Annotated in this window: 23 protein-coding genes, 1 tRNA gene and 1 riboswitch; of the genes, 15 read left to right on the forward strand and 9 right to left on the reverse strand. The window is 70.0% G+C overall.

The genetic code is table 11. The features are described 5' to 3' along the window. Nucleotides 1–7 precede the first annotated feature (7 nt). Nucleotides 8–403, forward strand: coding sequence for a hypothetical protein (locus Vlu01_RS14080; protein WP_203998842.1), 396 nt, complete (start codon nucleotides 8–10; stop codon nucleotides 401–403). Here Vlu01_RS14080 and Vlu01_RS14085 read toward each other — a convergent pair. Further along, on the reverse strand, nucleotides 371–970 hold the full coding sequence (locus Vlu01_RS14085; RefSeq protein ID WP_203998844.1) for a hypothetical protein: 600 nt from the start codon (nucleotides 968–970) through the stop codon (nucleotides 371–373). The genes Vlu01_RS14080 and Vlu01_RS14085 overlap by 33 nt on opposite strands. Nucleotides 971–1,191: 221 nt before the next feature. Here Vlu01_RS14085 and Vlu01_RS14090 point away from each other — a divergent pair, with 221 nt between their 5' ends. Further along, complete coding sequence (locus tag Vlu01_RS14090) at nucleotides 1,192–3,066, forward strand: S8 family peptidase (protein WP_203998847.1); 1,875 nt, start codon at nucleotides 1,192–1,194, stop codon at nucleotides 3,064–3,066. Nucleotides 3,067–3,126: 60 nt separating this feature from the next. Here the strand turns inward: Vlu01_RS14090 and Vlu01_RS14095 are convergent, their stop codons facing one another. The 3 genes from Vlu01_RS14095 to Vlu01_RS14105 all read right to left on the reverse strand — a co-directional run bounded on the left by Vlu01_RS14095 (nucleotide 3,127) and on the right by Vlu01_RS14105 (nucleotide 5,185). Then, nucleotides 3,127–3,924, reverse strand: a complete 798-nt coding sequence (locus Vlu01_RS14095; protein ID WP_203998850.1) for a WecB/TagA/CpsF family glycosyltransferase — start codon at nucleotides 3,922–3,924, stop codon at nucleotides 3,127–3,129. Then, nucleotides 3,921–5,036, reverse strand: coding sequence for an NAD-dependent epimerase/dehydratase family protein (locus Vlu01_RS14100; RefSeq protein WP_203998852.1), 1,116 nt, complete (start codon nucleotides 5,034–5,036; stop codon nucleotides 3,921–3,923). Before Vlu01_RS14100 ends, Vlu01_RS14095 begins: the two co-directional genes overlap by 4 nt. A gap of 63 nt (nucleotides 5,037–5,099) precedes the next feature. Then, a tRNA-Leu gene (locus Vlu01_RS14105) sits at nucleotides 5,100–5,185 on the reverse strand. A gap of 223 nt (nucleotides 5,186–5,408) precedes the next feature. Here Vlu01_RS14105 and Vlu01_RS14110 point away from each other — a divergent pair. From Vlu01_RS14110 to Vlu01_RS14145, 8 genes are read left to right on the forward strand one after another with little or no spacing between them, the layout of a single operon-like run. Next, complete coding sequence (locus tag Vlu01_RS14110) at nucleotides 5,409–6,239, forward strand: FHA domain-containing protein (protein WP_203998854.1); 831 nt, start codon at nucleotides 5,409–5,411, stop codon at nucleotides 6,237–6,239. 6 nt (nucleotides 6,240–6,245) lie between these two features. Further along, nucleotides 6,246–6,734 (forward strand): FHA domain-containing protein FhaB/FipA, encoded by a 489-nt coding sequence (locus Vlu01_RS14115; RefSeq protein WP_013730762.1) that lies wholly within the window; start codon nucleotides 6,246–6,248, stop codon nucleotides 6,732–6,734. Next, on the forward strand, nucleotides 6,731–8,185 hold the full coding sequence (locus Vlu01_RS14120; RefSeq protein WP_203998856.1) for a PP2C family protein-serine/threonine phosphatase: 1,455 nt from the start codon (nucleotides 6,731–6,733) through the stop codon (nucleotides 8,183–8,185). The genes Vlu01_RS14115 and Vlu01_RS14120 overlap by 4 nt, the downstream gene beginning before the upstream one ends. 26 nt (nucleotides 8,186–8,211) lie before the next feature. Then, nucleotides 8,212–9,699: an FtsW/RodA/SpoVE family cell cycle protein gene (locus Vlu01_RS14125; RefSeq protein WP_203998858.1), complete on the forward strand. Its 1,488-nt coding sequence runs from the start codon at nucleotides 8,212–8,214 to the stop codon at nucleotides 9,697–9,699. After that, nucleotides 9,696–11,201, forward strand: a complete 1,506-nt coding sequence (locus Vlu01_RS14130) for a peptidoglycan D,D-transpeptidase FtsI family protein (RefSeq protein ID WP_203998860.1) — start codon at nucleotides 9,696–9,698, stop codon at nucleotides 11,199–11,201. Before Vlu01_RS14125 ends, Vlu01_RS14130 begins: the two co-directional genes overlap by 4 nt. A 1-nt stretch (nucleotide 11,202) precedes the next feature. Further along, nucleotides 11,203–12,585, forward strand: coding sequence for a serine/threonine-protein kinase (locus Vlu01_RS14135; RefSeq protein WP_203998862.1), 1,383 nt, complete (start codon nucleotides 11,203–11,205; stop codon nucleotides 12,583–12,585). Beyond that, complete coding sequence (gene pknB, locus Vlu01_RS14140) at nucleotides 12,582–14,411, forward strand: Stk1 family PASTA domain-containing Ser/Thr kinase (RefSeq protein WP_203998864.1); 1,830 nt, start codon at nucleotides 12,582–12,584, stop codon at nucleotides 14,409–14,411. Before Vlu01_RS14135 ends, pknB begins: the two co-directional genes overlap by 4 nt. A 47-nt stretch (nucleotides 14,412–14,458) precedes the next feature. After that, nucleotides 14,459–15,094 carry a SanA/YdcF family protein gene (locus Vlu01_RS14145; protein ID WP_203998867.1) on the forward strand — a complete coding sequence of 212 codons (636 nt, stop codon included), beginning with the start codon at nucleotides 14,459–14,461 and terminating at the stop codon, nucleotides 15,092–15,094. 48 nt (nucleotides 15,095–15,142) lie between these two features. Here the strand turns inward: Vlu01_RS14145 and Vlu01_RS14150 are convergent, their stop codons facing one another. Genes Vlu01_RS14150 through Vlu01_RS14165 form a run of 4 tightly spaced genes read right to left on the reverse strand, consistent with a single transcriptional unit; the run spans nucleotide 15,143 to nucleotide 19,101 of the window. Further along, complete coding sequence (locus tag Vlu01_RS14150) at nucleotides 15,143–15,793, reverse strand: aminodeoxychorismate/anthranilate synthase component II (RefSeq protein ID WP_203998870.1); 651 nt, start codon at nucleotides 15,791–15,793, stop codon at nucleotides 15,143–15,145. 5 nt (nucleotides 15,794–15,798) lie between these two features. Next, the gene (locus tag Vlu01_RS14155; RefSeq protein WP_203998873.1) at nucleotides 15,799–16,101 is read right to left on the reverse strand and encodes a hypothetical protein; all 303 of its coding nucleotides are present in this window, start codon (nucleotides 16,099–16,101) and stop codon (nucleotides 15,799–15,801) included. A 2-nt stretch (nucleotides 16,102–16,103) separates the two neighbouring features. Further along, nucleotides 16,104–18,293 (reverse strand): class E sortase, encoded by a 2,190-nt coding sequence (locus tag Vlu01_RS27570; RefSeq protein WP_239095885.1) that lies wholly within the window; start codon nucleotides 18,291–18,293, stop codon nucleotides 16,104–16,106. A gap of 7 nt (nucleotides 18,294–18,300) precedes the next feature. Continuing rightward, nucleotides 18,301–19,101 (reverse strand): DUF881 domain-containing protein, encoded by an 801-nt coding sequence (locus Vlu01_RS14165; protein ID WP_203998876.1) that lies wholly within the window; start codon nucleotides 19,099–19,101, stop codon nucleotides 18,301–18,303. 224 nt (nucleotides 19,102–19,325) lie between these two features. Between Vlu01_RS14165 and Vlu01_RS14170 the strand changes: the two genes are divergently transcribed. The 4 genes from Vlu01_RS14170 (at nucleotide 19,326) to Vlu01_RS14185 (ending at nucleotide 24,703) form a co-directional block, all read left to right on the forward strand. Further along, nucleotides 19,326–19,592 (forward strand): cell division protein CrgA, encoded by a 267-nt coding sequence (locus tag Vlu01_RS14170; RefSeq protein WP_203998879.1) that lies wholly within the window; start codon nucleotides 19,326–19,328, stop codon nucleotides 19,590–19,592. 276 nt (nucleotides 19,593–19,868) lie between these two features. Beyond that, nucleotides 19,869–22,064, forward strand: coding sequence for a (Fe-S)-binding protein (locus Vlu01_RS14175; protein WP_203998882.1), 2,196 nt, complete (start codon nucleotides 19,869–19,871; stop codon nucleotides 22,062–22,064). 252 nt (nucleotides 22,065–22,316) lie between these two features. Beyond that, a complete protein-coding gene (locus Vlu01_RS14180; RefSeq protein ID WP_239095903.1) occupies nucleotides 22,317–23,327 on the forward strand; it encodes a C40 family peptidase in 1,011 nt (336 codons plus the stop codon). A 194-nt stretch (nucleotides 23,328–23,521) separates the two neighbouring features. After that, a riboswitch (cyclic di-AMP (ydaO/yuaA leader) is annotated at nucleotides 23,522–23,655 on the forward strand. 13 nt (nucleotides 23,656–23,668) lie between these two features. Further along, nucleotides 23,669–24,703, forward strand: a complete 1,035-nt coding sequence (locus tag Vlu01_RS14185) for an NlpC/P60 family protein (protein WP_203998885.1) — start codon at nucleotides 23,669–23,671, stop codon at nucleotides 24,701–24,703. Between the two features lie 64 nt (nucleotides 24,704–24,767). Here Vlu01_RS14185 and dcd read toward each other — a convergent pair whose 3' ends face one another. Then, nucleotides 24,768–25,346: a dCTP deaminase gene (gene dcd, locus Vlu01_RS14190; protein ID WP_093409429.1), complete on the reverse strand. Its 579-nt coding sequence runs from the start codon at nucleotides 25,344–25,346 to the stop codon at nucleotides 24,768–24,770. Nucleotides 25,347–25,423: 77 nt separating this feature from the next. Here dcd and Vlu01_RS14195 point away from each other — a divergent pair, with 77 nt between their 5' ends. Beyond that, complete coding sequence (locus tag Vlu01_RS14195; RefSeq protein WP_203998888.1) at nucleotides 25,424–25,960, forward strand: pyridoxamine 5'-phosphate oxidase family protein; 537 nt, start codon at nucleotides 25,424–25,426, stop codon at nucleotides 25,958–25,960. The last annotated feature ends 25 nt before the right edge of the window (nucleotides 25,961–25,985 follow it).

Below are 25,985 nucleotides of genomic sequence, written 5' to 3' on the forward strand. Positions count from 1 at the left end.
GAGACGGATGACGAGTATCGGGTCGGAGAACCTCACCAACGGACCGGGTAAACCGGAACGGTTCGGCGGCAAGTATCGCGGAGCCCGGCGGGACACCGTACTGACCGAGGTGGTGTCGGCGGAGACCGAGCACCCGGGTCGGGAAACCACGGCGGCGGAGTCGTCGTCGCTCACCCTGCCGTCGCTGGACCCGAATCCGCTCACCGAGCCGTCCTTCCCGGCCGCCGGCTGGTCGACCGTGGACGACGGTTCCCTCGTGGACCATCCGCTGCTTCGTGGCCTGTTGATGGAGTTGCCACCGAAGGGCAGTGTGCCGCCGCCCGAGTGGCTCGACCGCTGGTTCGAGGCGACCCGGGCGATCCTGGAACTGCTATATGTGCAAGGCACCGGCCGGACGCGATGAGGACACCCGCTGGGGCATGGCCCGCTCGGCGAGCCGATTGTGACGCAACGCGTGGCGTACGCCGATCGCCGCGACGGCCAGCGCCGCGACGGTGATCGCCGGCCCGGTTGCCGAGGGCCCGAGGAGTTGGCCGACGCCGCTCGCGCCGACCACGGTCGGCAGCAGTGCCAACCCGGTGACCTGTAACGGCAGTCCCAGCAGCGGGTGTGCGGCGGCGGCGCGTAGACCGTGCGGGGCGGGTGTTCCGGAGGTGACGGCCAGTGCGCCCGCTCCGGCCCACAGTCGCCGCAGCCGGCGCACCGTGCAGACCGCCACCAGCAGGGCGGGAAGGGCGGCGAGCACCAGCCCGTCGGCGGCTCGATCTGCCAGGGTTGGCCCGGCAGTGGCCAGACCGGCGATCGGCAGAGCCACCAGCAGACCGAGCCCGGTCAGCGTCAGTGCGAGTAACCAGCCGGTGTGCTGGCGCAGCTCGCGAGCGTGCTTCAGGCGGGGTAGCCCGTCCGCGACACAACCAGCGGCCCACCAGACGGCGGCGACCGGAAGCAGGAGGGCGAGATGGCTCTGCATGCCCATCAGCCTTGCCCGATTTCCGGCTCGCCGAATCCGGGCCCACCCCCCGTTCGTCCCGTACCCCGTCCCCGTAGGGGAACCATCTCGTCGATGTTATGAGGGATCCGACATGTTTAACTGTCCGCACGCGTCCAACTACCCTCACCTTGATCGGCATTCATCGATCAATCTGTCACGAGCAGATGGACGGTCGACGCCGATCGGAGGGAGGTAGGAAGATGGCTCTTCCACAAAGGTCCGTACTCGTCGGGCTGGCCGCGCTGGCGATGGTGGCCACGGCCACGCCGGCCATGGCGGCCGAGCCGGTCGGCACCGTTCGAAGCGCCGGCGGCGCGACCGCCGTCGAAGGCAGCTACATCGTCGTGTTCAAGGACAGCGAGGTCAGCCGTACGGCTGTCGGCTCCTCCGTGGACCGGCTGCTGCGCCGGCACGGCGGTGCGACGGCCCGGACCTACAGCGCGGCCGTGCGGGGCGCCGAGGTACGCGTCAGCGCGCGGGCCGCAGCGCGGATCGCGGCCGACCCTGCGGTCGCGTATGTCGAACAGAACCACGTCGTCTCCATCGCAGGCACCCAGACGAACCCCCCGTCCTGGGGCCTGGACCGGATCGACCAGCGGAACCTGCCGCTCAACAGCTCGTACACGTACCCCAACACGGCCACGAACGTGACCTCGTACGTCATCGACACCGGCATCCGGACCACGCACTCGGACTTCGGCGGTCGGGCGACCTGGGGCACCAACACGGTCGACTCCAACAACACCGACTGCAACGGCCACGGTACGCACGTGGCGGGCACCGTCGGCGGCTCGGCGTACGGCGTGGCGAAGGCGACCCGCCTGGTGGCGGTCAAGGTGCTCAACTGCTCCGGCAGCGGCACCAACGCCGGCGTCATCGCCGGCATCGACTGGGTCACCGCCAACGCGGTGAAGCCGGCCGTCGCCAACATGAGCCTCGGCGGCGGGGCGAACACCGCGGTCGACAACGCGGTCGTCAACTCCATCAACTCCGGCGTCACGTACGCGGTGGCCGCCGGCAACGGCAACTCCCTCGGCCAGCGGCAGAACGCCTGCAACTACTCGCCGGCGCGGGCCGCTCCGGCGATCACCGTCGGTGCCACCCAGAGCAACGACGCCGCCGCGAGCTTCTCCAACTACGGCACCTGCGTGGACATCCTGGCACCCGGGGTGAGCATCACCTCCGCCTGGCACACCAACGACACCGCGACGAACACCATCAGCGGCACCTCGATGGCCTCGCCGCACGTCGCCGGTGCGGCGGCGTTGGTGCTCTCGGCCAACCCGTCCTGGACGCCCCAGCAGGTCCGGGACTACCTGGTCAACAACTCCACCCCGAACGTGATCTCGAACGTCGGCACGGGAACCCCGAACCAGTTGCTCTACGTGGTCAACGGCAGCACTCCGCCGCCGACGAACGACTTCTCGGTCTCGGTGTCGCCGACCTCCGGTTCCACCGCGCCGGGCGGTTCGGTGACCGCGACGGTGGCCACCGCCACCACCAACGGATCGGCGCAGTCGGTCAGCCTCTCGGCCAGCGGCCTGCCGTCCGGGGCGACCGCCTCGTTCAGCCCCGCCAGCGTCACCTCGGGCGGGTCGTCCACGCTGACCATCAGTACCTCGGCCAGCACGCCGGCCGGCACGTACCCGGTGACCGTCACCGGCACCGCGGCCTCCGGCACCAGAAGCGCGACGTACTCGCTGACGGTCACCGGCAGCGGTGGCGGTGGCTGCTCCGGGACCAACGGCACCGACGTGTCGATCCCGGACGCGGGCTCGGCGGTGACCAGCTCGATCACGATCTCCGGCTGCAACCGGAACGCCTCGTCGTCCTCGGCCGTCGCGGTGAACATCGTGCACACCTACCGTGGCGACCTGGTCATCGACCTGCTCGCCCCGGACGGCTCGTCCTACCGGCTGAAGAACAGCAGCATCCTCGACTGGAATGCCAACGTGAACACCACCTACACGGTGAACCTCTCCAGCGAGGCGGCGAACGGCACCTGGCGGCTCCAGGTGCGCGACGTCTACGGCGGTGACACCGGCTACATCAACACCTGGACGCTGACCCTCTGACGTCCGGACAGCGAACGAGCGGGCCTCGGCGTAGCGCCGGGGCCCGCTCGTCGTGTCGGGTCAGACCGCGAACCCGGTCGGCCGTTCGGTGGCCGGCGCGGGCGGCCGGGCCTTCCACAGCCCGGTCTTCTGGGCGAAGAGGCGACCCAGGTACGCGGGGTTCAGGATCACGTAGCGCCGCCACAGTCGCTTGGGTTCCAGGCCGAGGCGCCAGAACCACTCCAACCCGGCGCGCTGCATCCACGGCGGCGGCTGGCGCAGCAGCCCCGCGTGGTAGTCGAAGGCCGCGCCGACGGCCATCATCGGCATGTCCAGCAGCGGGCGCATCGCGTACGTGAAGATCTCCTGCCGGGGACAGCCGAGCCCGACCAGGACCAGCCGGGCGCCGCTCGCCTTGATCCGCTCGGCGATGTCGCGGTCCTCGCCCGGCTGCACGCCGCGGAACTTGGACGCCTCCACCCCCGCGATCTTCAGGGCCGGGAACATCCGCTCCAGCGCCGGGATCAGCCGGGCGAGCGTCTCATCGGTCGAGCCGTACAGGTAGACCGGAAGCCCCTCGTCGGCGAAGCGGGAGAGCACGTGCAGGGTCAGCGTCGGACCGTAGACCCGATCGGAGAGGCCGGCACCGTGCAGCAGGTTCAGTGCCCAGCGCACCGGCTGACCGTCCGGGGTGACCACGTCGAAGGAGTTGAGCCGGGCGTTGTGTGCCGGGTCCAGCACGCCGGTCATCACACCGTGCACGGCCAGCGCGGTCAGCGCCAGCGGCCGGCGTTCCTGGGCGGCGGCCACGACCTGTTCGGTGGCCTCGGCGTAGGTGGTCGCGTCGACCAGCACGCCGAGCACGTTCTTCTTGGTCATGCTCCCGGTACCCACTTGTCCACGTTGGCCTCGTAGATTTCTCGCATGATCATCGGTACGTCGTACACCTGCTTCCAGTCCGGGTAGTCGGCCTGGAACGCCTCGTTGGAGCCGATCCACCACTTGTGGTCGCCGATCCGGTTGGCCGCGACGTATTCAGTGATCATTTCCTGGCCGGTGATCTGCTCGGCCAGGGTGAACGCCTCCCGGTTGGAGGTGTTCGAGTGCCGGCCGCCGCCGAGGTTGTAGACGGCGGCCGAGCGGGGATTGCGGAAGAACGCCTCGAACGCGGAGACCACGTCCGAGCTGTGGATCGCGTCGCGGACCTGCTTGCCCTGGTAGCCGAAGATCTTGTAGGTGCGGCGCTCCATGTTCGCCCGCATCACGTAACCGAGGAAGCCGTGCAACTCGGTCGCCGAGTGCGCCGGGCCGGTCAACGTCCCGCCCCGGAAGCAGGCCGTCTTCATGCCGAAGTAGCGGCCGTACTCCTGCACCATGATGTCCGCCGCGACCTTCGAGGCACCGAAGATCGAGTGCAGACAGGCGTCGATCGACATGTCCTCGCGGATGCCCTGCTCGTACGGGTGGCCGGACTCGATCTCCCAACGGGTCTCCAGCTCCACCAGGGGCAGGCTGTTCGGCCGGTCGCCGTACACCTTGTTGGTGGAGCAGTGGATGACCGGGGCGTCGATGCAGTGCTCCCGGACGCTCTGCAGGACGTTGAGGGTGCCGGCGGCGTTCACGTCGAAGTCGGTGAAGGGATCGCGTACCGCCCAGTCGTGCGAGGGCTGCGCGGCAGTGTGGATCACCACAGCAACGTCCCGGCCGTACCGTCCGAACAGCGCACCGAGCGCCGCCCGGTCCCGGATGTCGATGCTGTGGTGGGAGTACGCGTCACCCAGCTCGTCGGTCAACCGGCGGACGTTCCACGCGGTGGACGCCTCCTCGCCGAAGAACTCCTGCCGCATGTCGTTGTCGATACCGACCACGTCGAGACCGATGCCGGCGAAGTGCCGGACCGCCTCGGAGCCGATCAGACCACCCGACCCGGTCACGAATGCGACACTCACATGCCACTCCTGGTGCGTCGGAGGCAGAAACCATCGGAGCATAGCGTGACGTTCGGTACGCCCCCATACGGAGCGAGGGCCCCGCATTAGCGGAGCCCTCGGCTGTGGTGGGGAAGGGGGGAGTTGAACCCCCACGTCCTTTCGGACACACGGACCTGAACCGTGCGCGTCTGCCATTCCGCCACTTCCCCGTGGCTTGACCTCGGTCGAACGCGACCTGCACCGGGCTTCGCCGGCGGGCCTCGGCCATATTACGTGACCTTGGTCTGTTGCCACGAATGGCTTTCGCTGCTCGCAGCGGTTACCGTTCGTGGCGGACGAAAGAGTAGCACGACAATCAGGGGCCGTCCGAACGGGCCGTGGCCTGCCGGCCGAGCGGCGTGTGAGCTGCGTGCGCTCTGGACGGATACCATCATGTCCTCGGGACCCGAGGAGGAGCCGGTGAGCGTGCTGCAACGCTTCGAGAAGCGTCTGGAAGGCCTGGTCGAAGGGGCTTTCGCCAAGGTCTTCAAAGGGGTGGTCCACCCCGTGGAGATCCTCAACGCCATGCAGCGGGAGGCCGAAGCACACAAGGCCATCCTGGCTGGTGGGCGCACGTTGGTGCCCAACCGCTACGTGATCGATCTCTCGCCGTACGACCATAGTCGGCTGGCGCCGTACGCCGCCGCGCTGGCCCAGGAGTTGGCCCAGTCGCAGGCGGAGTTCATCGGTGAGCAGGCGTGGACGGTCTACGGAGACGTGATCGTCGAGATCGAACGCGGTGAAGGACTGGATACCGGCATGTTCCGGGTCACCGCCGAGGTCTACACCGGTGGCGAGGTCGCCCCGGTCTCGGCGCCCGGATACGACGCCGGTCCGCCCGGATACGACGCCGGTCCGCCCGGATACGACGCCGGTCCGCCCGGCTATCCGTCGTACGACCAGGGTGGTGGCTACGGCCCGCCGCCGGGTCACGGTGGCGGGCGCAACATCCGGCTGGTCTCCGGCGACGGCCGCACCTATCCGCTGCAGATGGGCTCGACCGTGATCGGTCGTGGCGACCAGGCCAACCTGCGCCTGCCGGACGTCGGCATCTCCCGGCGACACGCCCGGCTGGACTTCGACGGTGGGCAGGTAGTGCTGACCGACCTCGGCTCGACCAACGGCACCATGGTCAACGGCCAGCGGGTCTCCGCCGTGGCGTTGAATCCCGGTGACATGATCCAGCTCGGTACGACCACCCTGACCTTCCGCGTGGACGGCTGACCCGCCTTGCCGGAACTCGTTATCACCGTTGCCCGGTTCGGATTCCTCGTCCTGCTGTGGATCTTCGTGTTCACGGTGGTCGGCGTGATCCGCCGGGACCTCTTCGCGGGGGCCCGCTCGGGTCGACTGGTGGCCGCACCACGGACGGTGGGCGCGTCGACCGGTCAGGCGACGGCGAAGCCGGCGAAGGTGAAGCGGGGGCGGGCGGCGCACCAGCTGGTGGTGACCGCAGGTCAACTGGCCGGCACGCGAATCACGTTGGGTGAGGCGCAGATAACGATCGGTCGTGCCGAGGACTCCACCCTCGTCATCACCGACGATTACGCGTCCGCGCGACACGCCCGGCTCGTGCCGCGTGACGGGCAGTGGTTCGTCGAGGACCTCGGTTCGACTAACGGGACGTACCTGGATCGCGCTAAGGTCACCGGACCAACCCCCGTCCCCCTCGGCGTGCCGATCCGGATCGGCCGCACCTCTCTCGAATTACGGCCATGACTCTGACCCTGCGCTATGCGGCCCACAGCGACCGCGGTCTGATCCGAGACGGAAATCAGGACTCCGTCTACGCCGGGCCGCGGCTACTCGCCGTTGCCGACGGCATGGGCGGCATGGCCGCCGGTGACGTCGCCAGCAACATCGTCATCGGTGCCATGGCGCCGCTGGACGAGGACGTCCCCGGTGACGCCCTGGTCGACGCGCTCCGCTCCGCCGTGGGCACCGCCAACCAGCAGCTCCGCGAGACGGTGGAGGCCAACCCTCAGTTGGAGGGGATGGGCACCACGCTGACCGCGACCCTCTTCTCCGGCAGCAAGCTGGGCATGGTCCACATCGGCGACTCGCGGGCCTACCTTCTGCGCGACGGAGAGTTCGCGCAGATCACCAAGGACGACACCTACGTCCAGATGCTCGTCGACGAGGGCCGGATCAGCCCGGAGGAGGCGAGCAGCCACCCGCAGCGCTCGCTGCTCACCCGGGCCCTGGACGGCCGCGACATCGACCCCGAGTACTCGGTTCGGCAGGTCCTGACCGGCGACCGATATCTGATCTGCTCCGACGGACTCTCCGGCGTGGTGAGCGCGGAGACCATCGGCGAGACCATGCGGGAGTACGCCGACCCGCAGCAGTGTGTCGAGCGGCTCGTCCAGCTCGCTCTGCGCGGTGGCGGTCCGGACAACATCACGGTGATCATCGCCGACGCCACCGACCGGGACATCGTCGAGGCGGCGCCGATCGTCGGTGGTGCGGCAGCCCGGGACCGTGGAATGGCCACCTCGGCGGACGTCTCCACCCCGGCGGCTCGTGCCTCGGCGCTCTCCGCGCCTCGGCCGCCGACCCCCGACGAGTCCGCCGCGAACGCCGACGACGAACCCGAGGCGCGCCGCCGTCCGCTGCGTGCGCTGGCAATGACGACCGCCATGATGGTGCTCGTCGGCGGCGGGGTGTTCGCCGGCTGGAGCTACACCCAGCGTCAGTACTACGTGGGCGCGACGGAGAACGGCCAGGTTGCCGTGTTCCGTGGCATCCAGGGCCAGATCGCCGGAGTGGATCTCTCCACGGTGCACTCCGAGAGCAGCGCCCAGCTGGACGACCTCACCCTGGCCGCCCAGGAGCAGGTCAAACAGGGCATCCCGGCGAAGAGTGAGCCGGACGCGGAACGGCGGCTGGCGGAGCTGACCATGGACAGCCCGACCAACGTGAACCTCAAGCCGCTCTGCCCGCCGACGCCGAGCCCCACGCCCTCGGTGGTGGGTTCGCCGTCATCGACGCCGAGCGTCCCGGTCGGCTCGCCGAGCCCGGTGGGCAGCACGTCACCGAGGGGAGCGGCCACGTCGCCCGGCACGCCGGACGACGCCTCCACCACCGCACCGGACAGCACCCCCGACGCGCCGCCCGTCGATACCTTCACGCCCACGGTCGACCCGGCGGCCTGCCGGTCGCCCGAGTAGGCACCGGCTCCGACCCGAGGACGATTGTGACCGCACCGGCCACCCCGGCTTCCTCGCCCGCGACCGCGGGCGAGCGACCCGGCGTACGCATGGCCCGGTCCCGGCGCAACGCCGAGCTGTCGTTGCTGCTGCTGGCGATGGCGCTGGTCGCCGCGTACGGGGCGATGGTCGAGGCGAAGGTGCTCGACACGGTCACTCCGGGATTCTGGGTGCCGGCCGCCACGCTCACCGCCGTGTTCCTCGGCATGCACCTGGTTATCCGGTTCCTGGCGCCGTTCGCCGATCCGGCCCTGCTGCCGGCCGTGGCCCTGCTCAACGGGCTGGGCGTCGGCTTCCTCCGCCGGCTCGACCTGGCCAAGGCGGCCCCCGAGGAACGAGCGGATCTGGCCATCTTCGCCGGCATCGGCGGACGGCAGCTCGCCTGGACGCTGATCTCGGTGGTCCTCGCCGCCGGGCTGCTGGCGCTGATGCGCGACCACCGGTCGATCTCCCGGTACGCGTACACCCTGGGGTTGGCGGGCATCGTGCTGGTCATGCTGCCGGCGGTGCTGCCGGCCAGCATCTCCGAGATCAACGGCGCGAAGCTCTGGGTACGCATCGGCAGCTTCTCGATCCAGCCCGGTGAGTTCGCCAAGCTCGCGCTGCTGGTCTTCTTCGCCTACTACCTGGTGCGCAAGCGTGAGGTGCTGTCGCTGGCGAGTCACCGGTTCCTCGGCATCGACTTCCCGCGCGGGCGTGACCTCGGCCCGGTGCTCGTCGTCTGGGCGATCAGTCTGCTGGTCCTCGTCTTCGAGAAGGACCTGGGCACCTCGCTGCTCTACTTCGGCATGTTCGTGGCCACCGTCTACATCGCCACCGAACGGGTCAGTTGGCTGCTCATCGGCCTGGTTCTCTTCTTCGGCGGTGCCTATCTCGCGTACGTGCTCGGCGACGCGGTGGGTGGTCCGTTCGCAAACTTCTACCTGCGGGCACAGATCTGGCTCGACCCCTTCGCCCAGCCCTACGACGAGGGTTATCAGCTGGTCCAGGGGCTGCTCGCCCTCGGCTCGGGCGGGCTGTTCGGTGCCGGGCCCGGCGGTGGCCAGCCGCTGCTGTTGCCGGAGGTGCAGAACGACTTCATCTTCGCCGGCATCGGTGAGGAGATCGGCCTCTTCGGCCTCTCCGCGCTACTGGTGATCTACCTGCTCATCGTGGAGCGGGGGCTGCGGGCCGCCCTGGCGGTCCGGGACTCGTTCGGCAAGCTGCTCGCCGGTGGCCTGGCCTTCACCCTCGCCCTCCAGGTCTTCGTGATCGTCGGCGGGATCAGCAAGCTCATCCCGCTCACCGGCCAGACCACGCCGTTCCTCTCCGCCGGTGGTTCCTCGCTGATGGCGAACTGGCTGCTCATCGCGGTGCTGCTGCGCGTCTCCGACGCCGGCCGCCGCCCGGTCGACGGCGCCGGTGGCAAGGTGACCCGGCCCTCCGGCCCGCCCGAGCAGCTGCACGGTGCCCCCACGGAGGTGATCAAGCCGTGAACGCACCCCTGCGTCGGGTCGGCGTCGTCGTCATCGTCCTGTTCGGTCTGCTCTTCGCGAACCTCAACTGGATCCAGGCGTACAAGGCCGACGAGTACCGGACCAGCGACTACAACGGTCGGGTCCAGGTCGCCAAGTACGACCGCAAGCGCGGCAACATCGAGGCCGGCGGTACCGCCCTGGCGGTCAGCAAGGAGACCGACGGCGAGCTGAAGTACCTGCGCACCTACCCGGGCGGCGCAAAGTACGCCCACGTGCTCGGGTACGAGCCGGTCAACGGGTCGGCGACCGGCCTGGAGCGCGCCGAGAACGACTTCCTCGCCGGCACCAGCGACCAGCTCATCGTCAACCGGTTGCGGGACATGGTCACCGGGGACACCACCGCCGGCGGCAACGTGCTGCTCACCCTCTCGAAGCGGGCCCAGGACACCGCCTACGACGAGCTGCGGAACAACAACCGGGGGGCGACCAAGGGGGCGGCGATCGCCGTCGACCCGGCCACCGGGGCGGTGCAGGCGCTGGTCTCCATCCCCAGCTTCGACCCGAACCCGCTGGCCAGTCACAACACCAACGAGGCCACCTCCGCGTACAACAAGCTCGACAAGGACGCGGCACGGCCGCTGCGGAACCGGGCGCTCGGCGAGGTGCTGCCGCCCGGCTCCACCTTCAAGATCGTGGTGGCCGCGGCCGCGCTGGAGAACGGCATCGGCCAGGACACGAACATCCCGGCCGGCTCCAGCTACACCCCGCCGACCTCCGGGGAGGCGATCACCAACGCGGTGCCGTCGATCTGCCCGCAGGCAGAGGTCACCCTGATGAAGGCGGTCACCGACTCCTGCAACACCGGGTTCGCCAAACTCGGCGTGCAGCTCGGCCCCGACGTGCTCAAGGAAAAGGCCCGCCAGTTCGGGTTCGAGCAGGAGGACCTGACCGTCGGTCGGCTCGGCGAGACCGGCCTGGGCGTGGCGGCCAGCCGCACCGGCAGCATGGCGAACCCGGACGGCGGCACCGATCCGGCGGCGCTGGCCCAGTCCTCCATCGGTCAGCGGGACGTGCGGATGACCCCGTTGCAGGGCGCCATGATCGCCGCGGCGGTGGCCAACGGCGGCAGCCAGATGCGGCCGTACCTGGTGCGTCAGCTGTTGGCACCGGATCGCACCACCGTCTACGACACGGCCAACCCACGCGAGCTACGCCGGCCGGTGAGCGGTCAGGTCGCCGCCGACCTGCGGGACATGATGGTCAGCGTGGTGCAGAACGGTACCGGCCGCAACGCCCGGATCAACGGCTACACCGTCGGCGGCAAGACCGGCACGGCGCAGTCCGCTCCGGACCGCCCCGATCATGGCTGGTTCATCGGGTTCGCCCTCGACTCCAACGGCAAACCGGTTTCCGCCGTCTGCGTCGTCCTGGAGGAGGCCGGCAGCGGCGGCAGCGCCGAGGCCGCCCGGATCGCCGGTCAGATCATGCGAGCCGCCATCGCCGAGCCCGGGGGGCGCTGACATGCTCAGTCCGGGTGTGCAGCTCGGTAACCGCTACCGGCTCGACGAGCGGATCGCCAGTGGCGGCATGGGCGACGTCTGGCGCGGCACCGACCAGGTGCTCGGGCGTACGGTGGCGGTCAAGAGCCTGCTCCCGGCGTTGCTGGACGAGCCGGGGTTCGCCGAGCGATTCCGCGGCGAGGCCCGCACCATGGCGACGATCAACCACCCGGGCGTGGTCGACGTCTACGACTTCGGCAACGACCAGCACATCGCCTTCCTGGTGATGGAGTACGTCGAGGGTGACCCGCTCTCGGCCACGCTGAGCCGGGTCGGCCGGCTCACCCCGGCGCGGACCATGGCACTGGTCGCCCAGGCCGCGGACGCGCTGCACGCGGCTCACGTGAAGGGCATCGTGCACCGGGACGTGAAGCCCGGAAACCTGCTGGTCCGGCCCAACGGCACGCTGGTGCTGACCGACTTCGGCATCGCCCGGTCGGAGCTGGTCGGGCAGCTCACCGCGGCCGGATCGGTGCTCGGCACCGCGTCCTACATCTCGCCGGAGCAGGCCACCGGCCAGGTCGCCACCCCCGCCTCCGACGTCTACGCGCTCGGCGTGGTCGCCTACCAGTGCCTTGCCGGCCGGCGGCCCTTCGAGGGTGACAACCCGCTCGACATCGCGATGCGGCACGTCCGGGAGACGCCCCGGCCGCTGCCCTCCGACATCCCGCCCCAGGTCCGCGCGGTGGTCGAGCGGGCGTTGGCGAAGGACCCGAAGGATCGCTGGCCGAGTGCCGCCGCGTTGGCCGGCGTGGCACGGCAGATGAAGACCGCACTGTCCCGGCAGGCACGATCCGGCGGTCAGGCCGCGCCGATCTCGGCCGCGCCCGCCTCGCCGGCGCCGGGCCGAGCGCAGGTTCCGCCGCCACAACCGCCGCGTCCGGCTGCGGCCCCGCACTCCCCGGCGCCCGCGCATCCGCAGGCCATGGGGCACCGGCTGCCGCCGGCTCACCCGCAGGCCCGTCCGCCGGCGGCCGTGCACCGCCCCACCACCGTGGCACCGGCGGCTGCCGGCTATCCGCGTGGCGCGGCCACGGTCCCGCCCGGGTACGCTCCGCAACCCGCCCCATCACATCCGGTGCCTCGACGGTCACGGGCCGGCATGGTGTTCCTGGCCATCATGCTGGGCGCACTGGTACTCATCTGCTCCGGCGTGATTTCCTACCAGTGGCGGAACAACCTCGGCGCGGGCACGCCGGGTGGGGCTTCCGTGCCAACGGTGACGTCCGACGTGCTGCGGTCCGACGGGCGAGACGATTCGGTCGTTACGGCGTACCGTCGACTGGATCAGCCCCGACCGGGCGGCGACAAGACGACGACGAGCGAAGGACGACAGACGCGATGACAGCGCAGGCCCGCCTGCTCGGTGGCAGGTACCAGGTCGGCGAGCTGCTCGGCTATGGCGGCATGGCTGAGGTGCATCGCGGTCGCGACCTGCGGCTCGGTCGGGATGTCGCGATCAAGATGCTTCGGACGGACCTGGCCCGGGACGCCACCTTCCAGATGCGGTTCCGGCGGGAGGCGCAGAACGCCGCCTCCCTCAACCACCCCGCCATCGTCGCCGTCTACGACACCGGTGAGGAGCAGGCGCCGACCGGCGAGACGCTTCCGTTCATCGTGATGGAGTTCGTGAACGGGCGCACGTTGAAGGAGGTGCTCGGCGCAGAAGGTCGGCTGCAACCCCGGCGGGCGCTGGAGATCTCCGCCGACATCTGCGCCGCGTTGGACTTCAGCCACCGGCACGGCATCATCCACCGCGACATCAAGCCGGGCAACGTGATGCTCACCCAGACCGGCCAGGTCAAGGTGATGGATTTCGGCATCGCCCGGGCCCTGGCCAGCGGCGCCACCACGATGACCCAGACCAGCGCGGTCATCGGCACCGCGCAGTACCTTTCACCGGAACAGGCTCGGGGCGAGGCGGTCGACGCCCGCTCCGATGTGTACGCCGCCGGCTGTGTGCTCTTCGAACTCATCTGTGGGCACCCGCCCTTCGTCGGCGACAGCCCGGTCAGTGTCGCGTACCAGCACGTGCGGGAGGCGCCGCCGACCCCGAGTGACCTGAACCCGGACGTCAATCCGGCGGTGGACGCGATCGTGCTCAAGGCACTGTCGAAGAATCCGCTGAACCGCTACCAGAGCGCCGGCGAGATGCGGGCGGACCTGCTCCGCGCGGCCGCGGGCCGGCCGGTGATGGCGACTCCGGTGATGCGCGAGGACGAGACCGTGGCGATGGCTGCGGCCGGCCGCCCGGGGTACCCGTCGGGGGGTGCGACGCAGACCCGGCAGATACCCGCCCGGGTGGGTGACCCGCGCCAGCGGAAGGCATCCTCCTGGCTGATCGCCATGTTCGCCGCGCTCGGCGTGCTCGCGGTGATCGCCCTGGTCGCCGCGCTGCTGCTGAACGAGCGTGGCGAGCCGGAGGACGCAGCGGTACCCACGGTCACCGGGCTGACCCAGGCTGACGCGTTCGCCCAGATCGAGCGGGACGGCTTCGTGCCGGCGCGTGGTGAGCCGGAGTACACCTCGGACTGCAAGGAGGGGACGGTCACCAACCAGTCCCCACCCGCCGGTGAGCGGGCCGCGCCGAACAGCACGGTGACCGTACGGATCTGCGGCGGCAAGCCTGAGGTGGAAATCCCGCGCGGCCTCGTCGGCAGCACCCGCGAGAGCGCCGAGACGCTGCTCAAGAATCTCAAGCTCAACGTCAAGGTCAAGAAAAAGGACAGTGCGGAGCGCGAGGGTCAGGTGCTGGAGGTCGACCCGCCATCGGGCGAGAAGGTCGCGGAAGGCAGCGACGTCACCCTCACCGTTTCCGAGGGCAACGTCGTGGCGGTGCCGTCGGTGGTCGGCCTGTCCCAGGCGGAGGCGACGCGGACCCTGGAACGCGCCGGCTTCAAGGTCGACCCCGAACTCGGCGACGAGGTTCCCGCCGATGAGGCCGGGCGGGTGCTCGACCAGAGCCCGAACGCCAACACCGAGCGCACCAAGGGCAGCACGGTGAAGATCGTCGTCTCGGTGCCGGAGCCGGAAAACCCGGACCCGCCGACCCAGACCCCGCCGACCAGCACGCCGCCGACCACCCCACCGCCGGATGACGACGACGATGGTGGCGGCAGCGGCGGCGGGCTGCTGCCGTCGATCTCCCCGTTCCGCCTCGCCGAGGAGTGACGCGGTCCGATCCTCCGGTCAACCGGCTGAAGCGACGCCTGCTCCGGATGGCCGTGCCGGTGGTGATCGCGCTGCTGCTGGCCAGCCTGCCCTGGCTCTGGACGACCATCGGTGCGCGCGGCCACGTCCATCCAGCGGCCGAGGCCCCGACCGCCGATGTCGTGATCGTCCTGGGCACCGCCGTGACAGAGAACGGCCGGCGACCGGGCATCCGGCTCGCCGGGCGGCTGGAGACCGCCGCCGAGCTGGTGCGCAACGGCCGGGCCCGGGTGGTCCTCGTCTCGGGTGACGGTGCGGGCGAGTCCGGCGACGAACCGGCGATCATGGCCGCCCACCTGACCGAGCGGCTCGGCGTCGATGCGGAGCGCGTCGTCGCCGACCCGCACGGCCTGGACACCTACGACAGTTGCCTACGCGCCCGCCAGGTGTACGGCATCGAGCGTGCCCTGATCGTCACCCAGTCCTACCACCTGTCCCGGGCGGTGACACTGTGTCGGCACGTCGGAATCGACGCCGACGGGGTGACCGCCAATTGTGCGGGCTGCGGCACCGGCCTGCTGGTGCGCAAGGCAGCTCGGGACTACCTCGCCAGCGGCAAGGCGGCCTGGGACGTCATCCGCGACCGGCCACCCGCCGTCACCTCACCCGCCGACCCCGGCATCTCCGACGCCCTGGCCCGCTGACCGACCTGGGCGACAATATGTGACACCGCAGCGCGCGGTGCCGGTGGCTCAAATGGTGGCGAAGGCGGCCCGGCGGCGGGCGTCGACCTCGGCGGCCAGTTCCGGGGCGCGGTCCAGCGCCTTCGGGTGGCCGCAGGCGGCGAGCCAGTTGGCCAGCATGAGATGACCGCCCTCGGTGAGCACCGACTCGGGATGGAACTGGACGCCCTCGATCGGCAGGGTGCGGTGCCGCATCGCCATCACGATGCCGGAGGCGGTCCAGCCGGTCACCTCCAACTCGTCGGGCAGCGTCTCCCGCAGCACGGCGAGGGAGTGGTAGCGGGTCGCCGTGAAGGGGTCGGGCAGGCCGGCGAGGACACCGGTGCCGTCGTGCCGGACCTCCGAGGTCTTGCCGTGCAGCAGCTCCGGGGCACGGGTGACGGTCGCCCCGAACGCCTCGCCGATGGCCTGGTGACCCAGGCACACCCCGAAGATCGGCAGCTTGCCGGCGTACTCGCGGATCACGTCGAGGCAGATGCCGGCCCGGTCGGGGGTACCCGGACCCGGCGAGAGCAGGACGCCGGTCGCGCCGACCCGGCCGACCTCGGTCACCTCGATCTCGTCGTTGCGTCGTACCTCGCACTCCACGCCCAACTGGCCGAGGTACTGCACGAGGTTGAAGACGAACGAGTCGTAGTTGTCGATCACCAGGACGCGCATCGGGATCACTCGTCCTCGTCGGGTGGCGGGGTGTTGTTCCGGTCGGTGTCGTACGGCAGGTCGTGCTCGTCGCCCGACGGGGCGTCGTCGACAGCGCCCTCGTCTCCGGGACCGACGTCACCGTCGGGTGCGCCCGGCACACCGGAGTCGTCCTGGGTGACCTGCACGTCGTCGAAGGGAAGCAGCGGTTCCGCCCAGGGAAACACCACATACCAGAGCAACGCCACCATGGTGGTGGCGAGCAGCAGGCTGCCGACGAGCTTGCCGGGCAGCCCGAAGGGCAGCTTGCGCCAGATCCAGGCGTACATCGTCAGGTCCCCAACTCCGCCGGGCGTCCCTCGGCCTTCGGCTGGGTACGCGTCAACTCGGCGTGAATGATCAACCGTTCGTAGTTGTCGAACTTCGGGTTGCAGGTGGTCAAGGTCAGCATCCGCTTGGTCGGCTTGACACCTGGCCGCCCCGGAACGGGGGCCACCACCTCAACCTGCGTCGGTTTGACGATCAGGCTCTCGGTGACCTGGTAGACGTACCAGTCGTTGCGGCCCTCGACCAGGATCGGGTCACCCTTACGCAGTTCGTCCAGTCGCCAGAAGGTGGCCCGGTTCCGGTGCCCGGCCACGGAGAAGTTGCCCACCTGGCCCGGCCCGGCGCTGTCCGGATAGTGGCCCGGCGCGTACCGGATGTCCTTCTGGCCGACACCCTCCACCACGATCCATTCCTTGTCGAACTTCGGAATGTAGAGGCCGGCGATCGGCGTGCCGTGCACCGCCGGCTTCGGCTTGGCGGAGGGGCTGGCTGACGCCGAGACCGTCGGATCCGTCTCCGGCTCGGGTGCCCATGCCTGGGCCAGTTGCTCGCTCAGCTCGCCCTGGTGGGCGTCCACGATCGCCGACTTGCCCCAGATCTCGTAGCCGGCGAAGAGGAGCACCACCAGGCCGAAAGTGATCAGCAACTCGCCGCTGAACCGGAGACCGGTGCGCACCCGGGACCAGATCGACGGGCGGGTCAGCTCCGAGTAGACGCTCTTGTAGCCCTCACCTGTCTGGTGGGGGCGCAACTGCACCACCCGATCGCCGCGCCGCGGCTTCGGTGCCTCCGCGGGCTGGTCAGATCCGTCGGACGGTTCTTCGCCCTTGGGTGGCCTGGGCACGGCACCCATCAGGGCGGTCGAGTCCAGTGCGGGCGGAGCACCTGGCCGGGTCGCGGTGACCGCCGGAATCAGGGCGGTCGCCGCCGGGTCGGCCGATCGGTTCGGCGCGGACGGCTGGCCGGGCGCGGACGCTTGCCCCGGTGCCGTCGACTGGCCGGGTGCGGCCGGGCGGGGCTGCTGGCCAGCGGCGGGGCTGGTCGGGGTGACCGGACGATCCGTGGCTCCCGGGCTCGCCACGGGCTGCCCGTTCGTCGCCTGGTTCGGCCTGGTCGGCTCCGTTCCCCGGCCACCGACTGCCGGGCCGGCCAGGCCGCCGACCTTCGGTATCAGCGCGGTCGGGCCCTCACCGGACCAGTCAGCCGGACCGGGTGCTCGGTCCGTCGACTGCCGTGGTGGTTCGACGCCCGGGGTGCCCCGACCCTCAGCCGACCAGGACGGCGTCGCCGGTGGCTGGCCGGATACCGGGTAGGCCGAACCGTTTCCGGCGGGCCAGTCCGGCCCGGGGCGTGGCGCCTGCGGTGCTACCTGGTTGGCCTGCCCGGAGACGGGACGCGGTGCGTGATCGCCGTAGGGCGCGCCGTACTGCTGCTCGGTGTCACCAGCACCCCGGGTCGGCTGGAAAGCGCCGCGCCACGGCGTCGGCCCCACCGGAATGTCCGGCTGGCCCGACGGCAGGGGTACGCCGTTCCACTGGTCGTTGTTCCCCGCGCTCGGTTGCCGGCCGGCGGCGTCACGACCCGGACCGGGAGCGGCATCCCACTGGTTCGCCGGGCGGCCCGGATCGGCCGCGCGCTGCGCGTCCGGTGCCGGGTCCCACTGATTGGCGGTACGCGCGGCCGTTGCCGGCGCGTCCCACTGGCTCGCCCGGTGGTCTGTGGCCGGCGCGGTGTCCCAACGCCCGGCGGCTGCGGTCGGCCGCTCCGGGCTGTCGGCGCCCCGACGGTCGACCGGAGGCGTGCTGGTCCGCTCCGGTGCCGGGGCCGCGTTCCAGGCGCTCGGTGTGGCGGGCGCGGTTGTGCTCCGAGCAGGCGGATCCGCTGCCGGAGGCGTGTCCCAGCGGCCGGGGCCCGGCGAGCTGGTCTCGGCGGCTCCGTCGAAGCGACCGGAGTTGGTCGGTCGTTGACCGTCCGGCGTCCAACCGGGGGCAGGAGCCTGGTCGGCCGGCCGCGGAGCGGTGGCCGGTGTCGGGTCGTGCGGTGCCTGGGGCCGCCCGGACCGGGTGGGCAGGACCGGGTCCGGCCAGGCGCCCGCCTGACGGGCTCCGGCGGACTCTGCTCGCTCGACCTTGGGCAGGAAGGCGGTGGGCTCGTCGGTCTGGTCGCGGTGCCGACCGTCGGACTGGGGGTTCACCGGGTGCTCACTGCGGCACTGTCGCCGAACGCAGGGTGGTGGAGTCCTCGAAGGCGGGCACCGTGACGGTCCCGGGGGTCTCTGAGTAGCCGAGTTGGTAGTTGTCGACCGCGTCCCTGAACCACCGGACTCCCTCGGAAGCGGCGAGGGCCTGCCGGAGTGCGGCGGGATCGCCAATTGCTACGATCTTGAAAGGTGGGGAGTACACCCGCCCGTGCAGCAGCAGGGTGTTACCCACGCAGCGTACCGCGCTGGTTGCCAGGACGCGCACGTTCATGATTGACATCGCCTCGGCGCCGCCGGCCCACAGTGCGTTGACCACGGCCTGCACGTCGCCCTGGTGGACGACCAGGTCGTCGTTGGTGGCCCCTTCGGGCAGGTTGCTGAGCTGCGGCGCATCGTTCAGCTCGACGGTCAGGCCGGAGCCGGTGAGGGCGGTGAAGCCGGCGGCGGCCCGACTGTCGTCGGCCCGCTGCTGCTGTTCCCTGATCGGGCCGTCGGAGTTGGCGAGGACGGCCGTCCGGCTCTCCAGCTCCCCGCGCAGCGCGGCGGCCCGCTCCTCGTTCGTCGCCACCTGCTCGCGGCGATCCTCGATCAGCTCGGTCAGCTGCGGCCGACGGTCCTCGCGCAGGGCGGTGCCGCCGGCCGTGGTGGCCGTGGTGGTGAAGAGCAGACCTGCCGCGAGGGCGATCAGCGGTACGCCGACCGACCAGCCGGGTCGGCGTTGACGAGGCCGCCGGGGTAGCAACCCGGCGACAAGTCGTCGCAGCGCCTTCTGCCACGACGCTGCACCGGACGTGTACTCCACGAGCCTGTTCCCCCTCGTCGTTCTGCTCCGACGTCGCCCGGTGTGGGCCGGAACGACAGCCGTCTCGCTCTTTTTCCGGTGCCGCCCGGTACCGGTCTCGCCTCATTCGTGGATCGGACGGGTCTTCCGGACTACGCTAGCTGTCGAACATTATTGGCCATGGACCGTCGCCCTCGCGCCCGGTTGTCAGGCCGGACGAGGTCGTAACCCCTCTGGAGAGCGCCGTGCCCAAGTCTCAGGTCCGCAAGAAGAAGGTGTACACCCCGCCTACGGACGTCCGCCCGACGGCGACGACCGCAGCCGCCAACAAGCCCAGCCCGGTGTGGCTGCCGGTCCTGGCGGTGTCGCTGATCGTCTTCGGCATCGGCTGGCTGGTGGTCTACTACCTCTCCGAGCAGGAGTACCCGGTCATGGAGCTGGGGTACTGGAACCTGGCGGTCGGCTTCGGCGCGATGGTCGCCTCGCTGATCGTGCTCTCCCGCTGGCGTTGACCCACGACTCGACGCCACGGCCGTCCGGCACCCCCCGGCGGCCCGCCCGAGCGGTGGTGCCGCCGGCCTCCTAAGGTGTGCGGAGGGCAGCGTGGCCCCCGGGTGCGAGATGACTCACGTTACTGCTGGGTAACCTTGCGCGTAGGCTGCACTGCATGACCGAGCGGAGCGAGGTCATCGACCGATCAGGTTGAGGTGCGGCGGCGGGTCGGCCGATCGCACCGACACCCCGGTCGCCGAGCCGCTCGACAGGCAGCAGACCGGGAGGCCAACTCGATGGGCAGCGTCCAGATCGTCACCACGATCCTCGCGGCCGCCATCACCGCCGTTGCGGTGTGGCTTGCGGTACGCGCGGTCTCGAAGATGGTGGCCGTCATCCGGCTGGGTCAGCCCGATCCGACCCGCTCCGGTGACAAGCTCAGCCGTACCAGGACCATGCTGGCGGAGACCGCCGGGCACACCCGGATGCTCCGTTGGAGCGTGGTGGGCGCGGCGCACTGGTTCGTGATGGTCGGCTTCGTCGTCCTGTCGCTGCTGGTGCTTGAGGCGTACTTCGAGGTGGTGTCGCCGACCGGCGGGCTGCCGCTGATCGGCGCCTGGACGCTCTACGGGCTGGTCACCGAGTGGATCGGCATTCTGGGTGTCATCGGCATCGTGGTCCTGATCGCGATCCGGTTGGCGAACCGGCCGAACCGGGCGGGACGCCGGTCGCGATTCACCGGCTCCACCATGTGGCAGGGCTACTTCGTCGAGGCGGTCGTCCTCGCCGTCCTGGTCATGGGCTTCGTGATCCGTGGCTTCAAGGTGGCCACCGATCACTTCGAGTACCCGGCCTGGGCCACCCCGCTCAGTCACGCGGTCGGTAGCCTGCTGCCGAGCTGGGAGTCCGGCGTCAGCGTCGCCGCGCTCATCAAGATCTCGATCTCCATGGTCTGGGTCATCGTGATCTCGCTGAACGTGACGATGGGTGTCGCTTGGCACCGCTTCCTCGCCTTCCCGAACATCTTCTTCAAGCGCCAGCCGGCGGCGGCCAACTCCGGCCTCGGCGCGCTGCGGCCGATGATGAGCGACGGCAAGCCGCTCGACTTCGAGGAGGCCGACCCGGAGAAGGACCAGTTCGGCGTCGCCCAGGTCGAGCAGTTCACCTGGAAGGGACTGCTGGACTTCAGCACCTGCACCGAGTGCGGCCGCTGCCAGTCGCAGTGCCCGGCCTGGAACACCGGAAAGCCGCTGTCGCCGAAGCTGCTGGTGCTCAGCCTGCGCGACCACGCGTACGCCAAGGCGCCCTACCTGCTGGCCGGTGGTGGCAAGGACCTCACCGGTGAGGAGAAGGCCACCGCCGCGCAGCTCGCCCATGTCGACGTGCTGGCCCTCGCCGAGGCGGAGAAGCCGCTGATCGGCGATGCCGAGGCTGGCGGCGTCATCGACCCTGACGTGCTCTGGTCCTGCACCACCTGCGGTGCCTGCGTGGAGCAGTGCCCGGTGGACATCGAGCATGTCGACCACATCGTCGACATGCGTCGCTACCAGGTGCTCATCGAGTCCAGCTTCCCCTCCGAGGCCGGCGTGATGCTGCGCAACCTGGAGAACAAGGGCAACCCGTGGGGCGCACCGCAGAACACTCGTGAGGACTGGACCAAGGGCCTCGACTTCGAGGTGCCCCGGGTCGGTGAGGTCTCCGACTTCGAGTACCTCTTCTGGGTGGGCTGCGCCGGGGCGTTCGAAGACCGGGCCAAGAAGACCACCCGGGCCGTCGCGACCCTGCTCAACGAGGCCGGTGTCTCCTTCGCCATCCTCGGCGAGGGTGAGACCTGTTCCGGGGATCCGGCCCGGCGGATCGGCAACGAGTTCGTCTTCCAGATGCTCGCCCAGCAGAACGTCGAGACCCTGAACGAGGCGTTCGAGGGCCGGGAGAAGGCCAAGCGCAAGATCGTCGCGACCTGCCCGCACTGCTTCAACACGCTGGGCAACGAGTACGGCCAACTGGGCGGTGAGTTCGAGGTCGTGCACCACACCCAGTTGCTGGCCCACCTGGTCGCCACCGGCAGGCTCACCCCGGTCCAGCCGGTCGACGGCGGGGTGACCTACCACGACCCGTGTTACCTCGGGCGGCACAACCGGGTCTTCACTCCGCCACGTGAGGTGCTCGGCAGCGCGATCGAGGGTGAGTTGACCGAAATGCCTCGCAACAGCGAACGTTCCTTCTGCTGCGGTGCCGGTGGCGCCCGGATGTGGATGGAGGAGCGGATCGGCAAGCGGATCAATGTGGATCGGGTCGAGGAGGCCATGTCCACTGGGGCGAGGACGGTCGCCGTCGGCTGCCCGTTCTGTTCGACCATGCTCAGCGACGGGGTGAACGGCAAGGACGCCGGGGACCAGGTCGAGGTCATCGACGTGGCCAGCGTGCTGCTCCGGTCGGTCAAGCCGGGCCCGGTCGGGGGCGTCGAGGAGAGTACGCCGGTGGCTGGCTGACCGGCGCGTACGCACGGGCGGGGCGGCACCTTGAACGGTGCCGCCCCGCCCGGTTTCGTATTGACGTACATAACCGTAACGAATTGGCCGACACCCTTAGTACGCGTACCGTCGCGCAAAGGTGAATGAGCCGTTGGTCTCCTTGATTTCCCCACCGAGCGTTCCCTAATGTTGGGCACCGACCGCCGTGGGTCGTCTGTTCCCGCCCCTTACCGCTCGCGGGACGCCCGGTGGTCGGTTGCAAAGGAGACGCTGCCGGTGGCAACCATGCCCCTTCACCGTCACGCGCCGGGACGATCCCGTCCGGGCGCCCTGCGTAGGGCCGCGCGTGGGCTGGTAGTCCTCGTCGCCGCCGCCGCGGTCGGTGCCGGCCTACTCGCCGCCCCCGCGTACGCCGCACCCTCGGTTGAGGAGATCGAGGCCCAGATCGACAAGCAGTGGCAGAAGCTGGAACCCACCATCGAGCAGTACAACAAGGTGCGCTCTCAGTTGCGGGTCAACCGGCAGAAGTCGAAGAGCCTGGAGAAGAAGATCCAGCCGCTGGCCCTGGAGACTGAGCTGGCGATGAACCGGGTGGCTGATCTCGCTTCCCGCTACTACATCACCGGCCCCTCCAAGGAAATCGGCGTCGTGCTGCTCAACACGAAGCCCGACGAGCTCGGTGAGCAGATGGCCTTCCTCAATCGACTCGCCGCGCAGGAGCGCCGCGAACTTGAGGGCGTCATGAAGATCCGCAAGAAGTACGACGACCAGAAGGCCAAGCTTGACGGTCTGATCGCCGACCAGGAGGCGAAGGAAAAGCAGCTGGCGGCGAAGAAGAAGCAGATCGACGCCGAGATCAAGCGGCTGGAGAAGTCGCTGCCGGTGACGGTGGTGAAGACGACCAACTGCCCGACCATCAAGGACGTGGTCAGCGCGGCCGCGCGTACCGCCATCAAGACGGCCTGCGCACAGGTCGGCAAGCCGTACGTCTGGGGCGCCACCGGGCCGAACTCGTTCGACTGCTCCGGACTCACCCAGTACGCGTACAAGGCCGCCGGCATCTACCTGACCCACTTCACCGGTGCCCAGTGGAACGAGGGCAAGGCTGTCTCCCGGTCGGAAGCCCGCCCCGGTGACCTGGTCTTCTTCCGCAGCGACGTCAGCCACGTCGGCCTCTACCTGGGCAACAACCAGATGGTGCACGCGCCACGGGCCGGCAAGCCGGTGAACGTCTCGCCCATCACGACCATGCCGGTCGCCGGATTCCGCCGACCCGGCTGAGGCACCACCAGCGCGCTGGTTGAGCCGTCGCGCAGGAACCTTCGAGGGCCCCTGGTCAAGTTGCCGGGGGCCCTCGTCATTGTCGGATGTCAGCACCCAGAGTGATGGCGCGGTTGTGTTGCGTATCGACACCGATCGTCCCTACGCTGGGCAATCGTCGGCCGCTGGCAGGTCCGCCCACCCCGGGCGGTAACGGTCCGACACCGCCGAGTCGCTCGTGCGCGAGCTGGAGACCCCGGTAGCCGGGGTGAGTCCGTGAGGTTGCGGTAGGGCGCCCCTTCCCGCCCGAACCCGTCAGCCGACCCGGTCGGCGGTACGGGGAGGAAGGAGTACCGAGCCCGGTGGCACACCATGCCCCGCGGCCACCGTCATCGCGGCCGGGGATACCCGGCCAGTCGGCGGCTGCGCCGCGTTTCCGCTGGTACCGCTACACACTTGCCGCCCTGACCACGACCGCCGTGCTGCTGACCGGCGGCGTGGCGGTGGCGTGGGCCGACCCGACGGTCGCCGACCTCGAGCGTCGGATCGACGAGGACTGGAATCGGCTCGAACCCGTCATCGAACAGCACAACGCCACCCGGCAGGACCTGGCCGGCAAGCGCCGCGAGGCGGAGGCACTGGCTGCCCGGATCGCGCCGCTGCAACGCCAGGTGGACGACGCCCTGGACCGGGTCGGCAAGCTCGCCGCCCGCGCCTACAAGGGAGAGCAGGTGCGGGCCGTCAACATGCTGCTCGGCTCCCGGTCACCGGGCGAGGTCGTCGAGCAACTCGGCCTGCTCGACCGTTACGCCCGCTTCCAACAGCAGGACGTCCGACAGGCGAGTGAACTGCGCGACGAACTCGGCACCGCCAAGACCAGGTTGGACCGCACCATTGCCCAGCTCACCCGCACCGAGGCCGATCTCGTGGCGAAGCGGCGACAGATCGACGCCGAGATCGATCGGTTGCAGCGGCTCCGGCTACGGGCGTACGGCAAAGGGGGCGGTGGGCCGCTACGACCCGCCCCCTGCCCGGCCAGTTATCCGGGCGGGCCGGCCGGCGAGGCGGTCACCTTCGCCTGCGCCCAGATCGGCAAGCCGTACTCGTGGGGTGCCGAGGGGCCCAACGCGTACGACTGTTCCGGGCTGACGCTGGCCGCCTGGTCCCGGGCCGGTGTCTCGCTGCCACACAACGCGGCGCGGCAGCGTCGGGTCACCGCGTCGGTCAGCCGCGACGCGCTACGCCCCGGTGACCTCGTCTTCTACTACCGGGACCTGCATCACGTCGGCATGTACGTCGGCGATGGCTGGGTGGTGCACGCCTCCCGGGCGGGTCAGCCGGTCAAGATGAAGCGGCTCGACAGCAGCCCCGTGCACAGCTTCGGCAGGCCCGGGTAGTGGGGTGACCGGCGCTGCGTCACTGGTCACCCGGCCGGGGTAGCTGCCTGGCCCACCTGCGCTGTCAGCGGGTGGGCCAGGTGCGCCAGCTCTGCCAGGCACGGCTCGGCGTCGGCCCGCGCTGACCCTGGTAGCGGGAGCCGTAGACAGCCGATCCGTACGGGTGCTCGGCCGGCGAGGAGAGCCGGAAGATGCAGAGCTGGCCGATCTTCATGCCGGGCCACAGGGTGATCGGCAGGTTGGCCACGTTGGACAGCTCCAGGGTGACGTGACCGGAGAAGCCCGGGTCGATGAAGCCGGCGGTGGAGTGGGTGAGCAGGCCGAGTCGTCCCAGACTGGACTTGCCTTCGAGTCGGCCGGCGAGCTGGTCACCCAGCGAGATGACCTCAAGCGTGGAGGCGAGCACGAACTCGCCCGGGTGCAGCACGAATGCCTGGCCGTCGGGTACCTCGACAGCGGAGGTGAGGTCGTCCTGCCGGGTCGCCGGGTCGATGTGGGTGTAGAGATGGTTGTTGAAGACCCGGAACAGTTTGTCCAGACGTACGTCGATGCTGGAAGGCTGCACCAGCGTGGGCTCGAACGGTTCGAGGGCCAGGGTGCCCGCCTTGATCTCGGAGACCAGGTCGCGGTCGGAGAGCAGCATCGCCACACCATAGCTGTCGGTATATGACGGGCGTGTCCGACTACCCGATTCGAACGTGTGTTCGATAGGATGTCCGCATGGCTTCCTGGTCCGAATTCGCCGCTGACGAGCCTCGCCTCGCCGACGGGATCCGCCTTCTCATGCAGCAGTACGGCCCTGGCTTCGGCTATCTGGCCACGGTCCGCGCCGACGGCGGGCCCCGGGTGCACCCGGTCTCCCCGGTGATCACCGACGACGGTCTCTTCTGCTTCGTGATCGACTCACCGAAGCGGCGCGACCTGGAACGCGACGGCCGTTACGCACTGCACTCTTTTCCGCCGGAGGAGAGCGACGACGAGGCGTACGTCGCCGGGCGGGCCCGACCCGTCACGGACGACGCCACCGTCGCCCGGCTGGCGCTCGCGGCGCGGGCCGCTCCGCACGCCGACTGGCGTCTCTTCGAGTTCACGGTCGACGTGGCGATGCTGGCCCGACGTGAGCAGTCCGTGGGCGGGCCGAGTGAGCTGGCGTCCCGTCCGGCTGTTCAGGTCTGGCTCGACCCGGCCGGCGTCGCACCTCAGGCCACCCGTCCGGTGCCGGCCCGCTCCGGGCGGCATCACCGCTGTGCTGCCTGACCCACACACGCCGGTGCCGGCCCCG

The organism is Micromonospora lutea (genome assembly GCF_016863535.1).
GTDB lineage: Bacteria > Actinomycetota > Actinomycetes > Mycobacteriales > Micromonosporaceae > Micromonospora > Micromonospora lutea.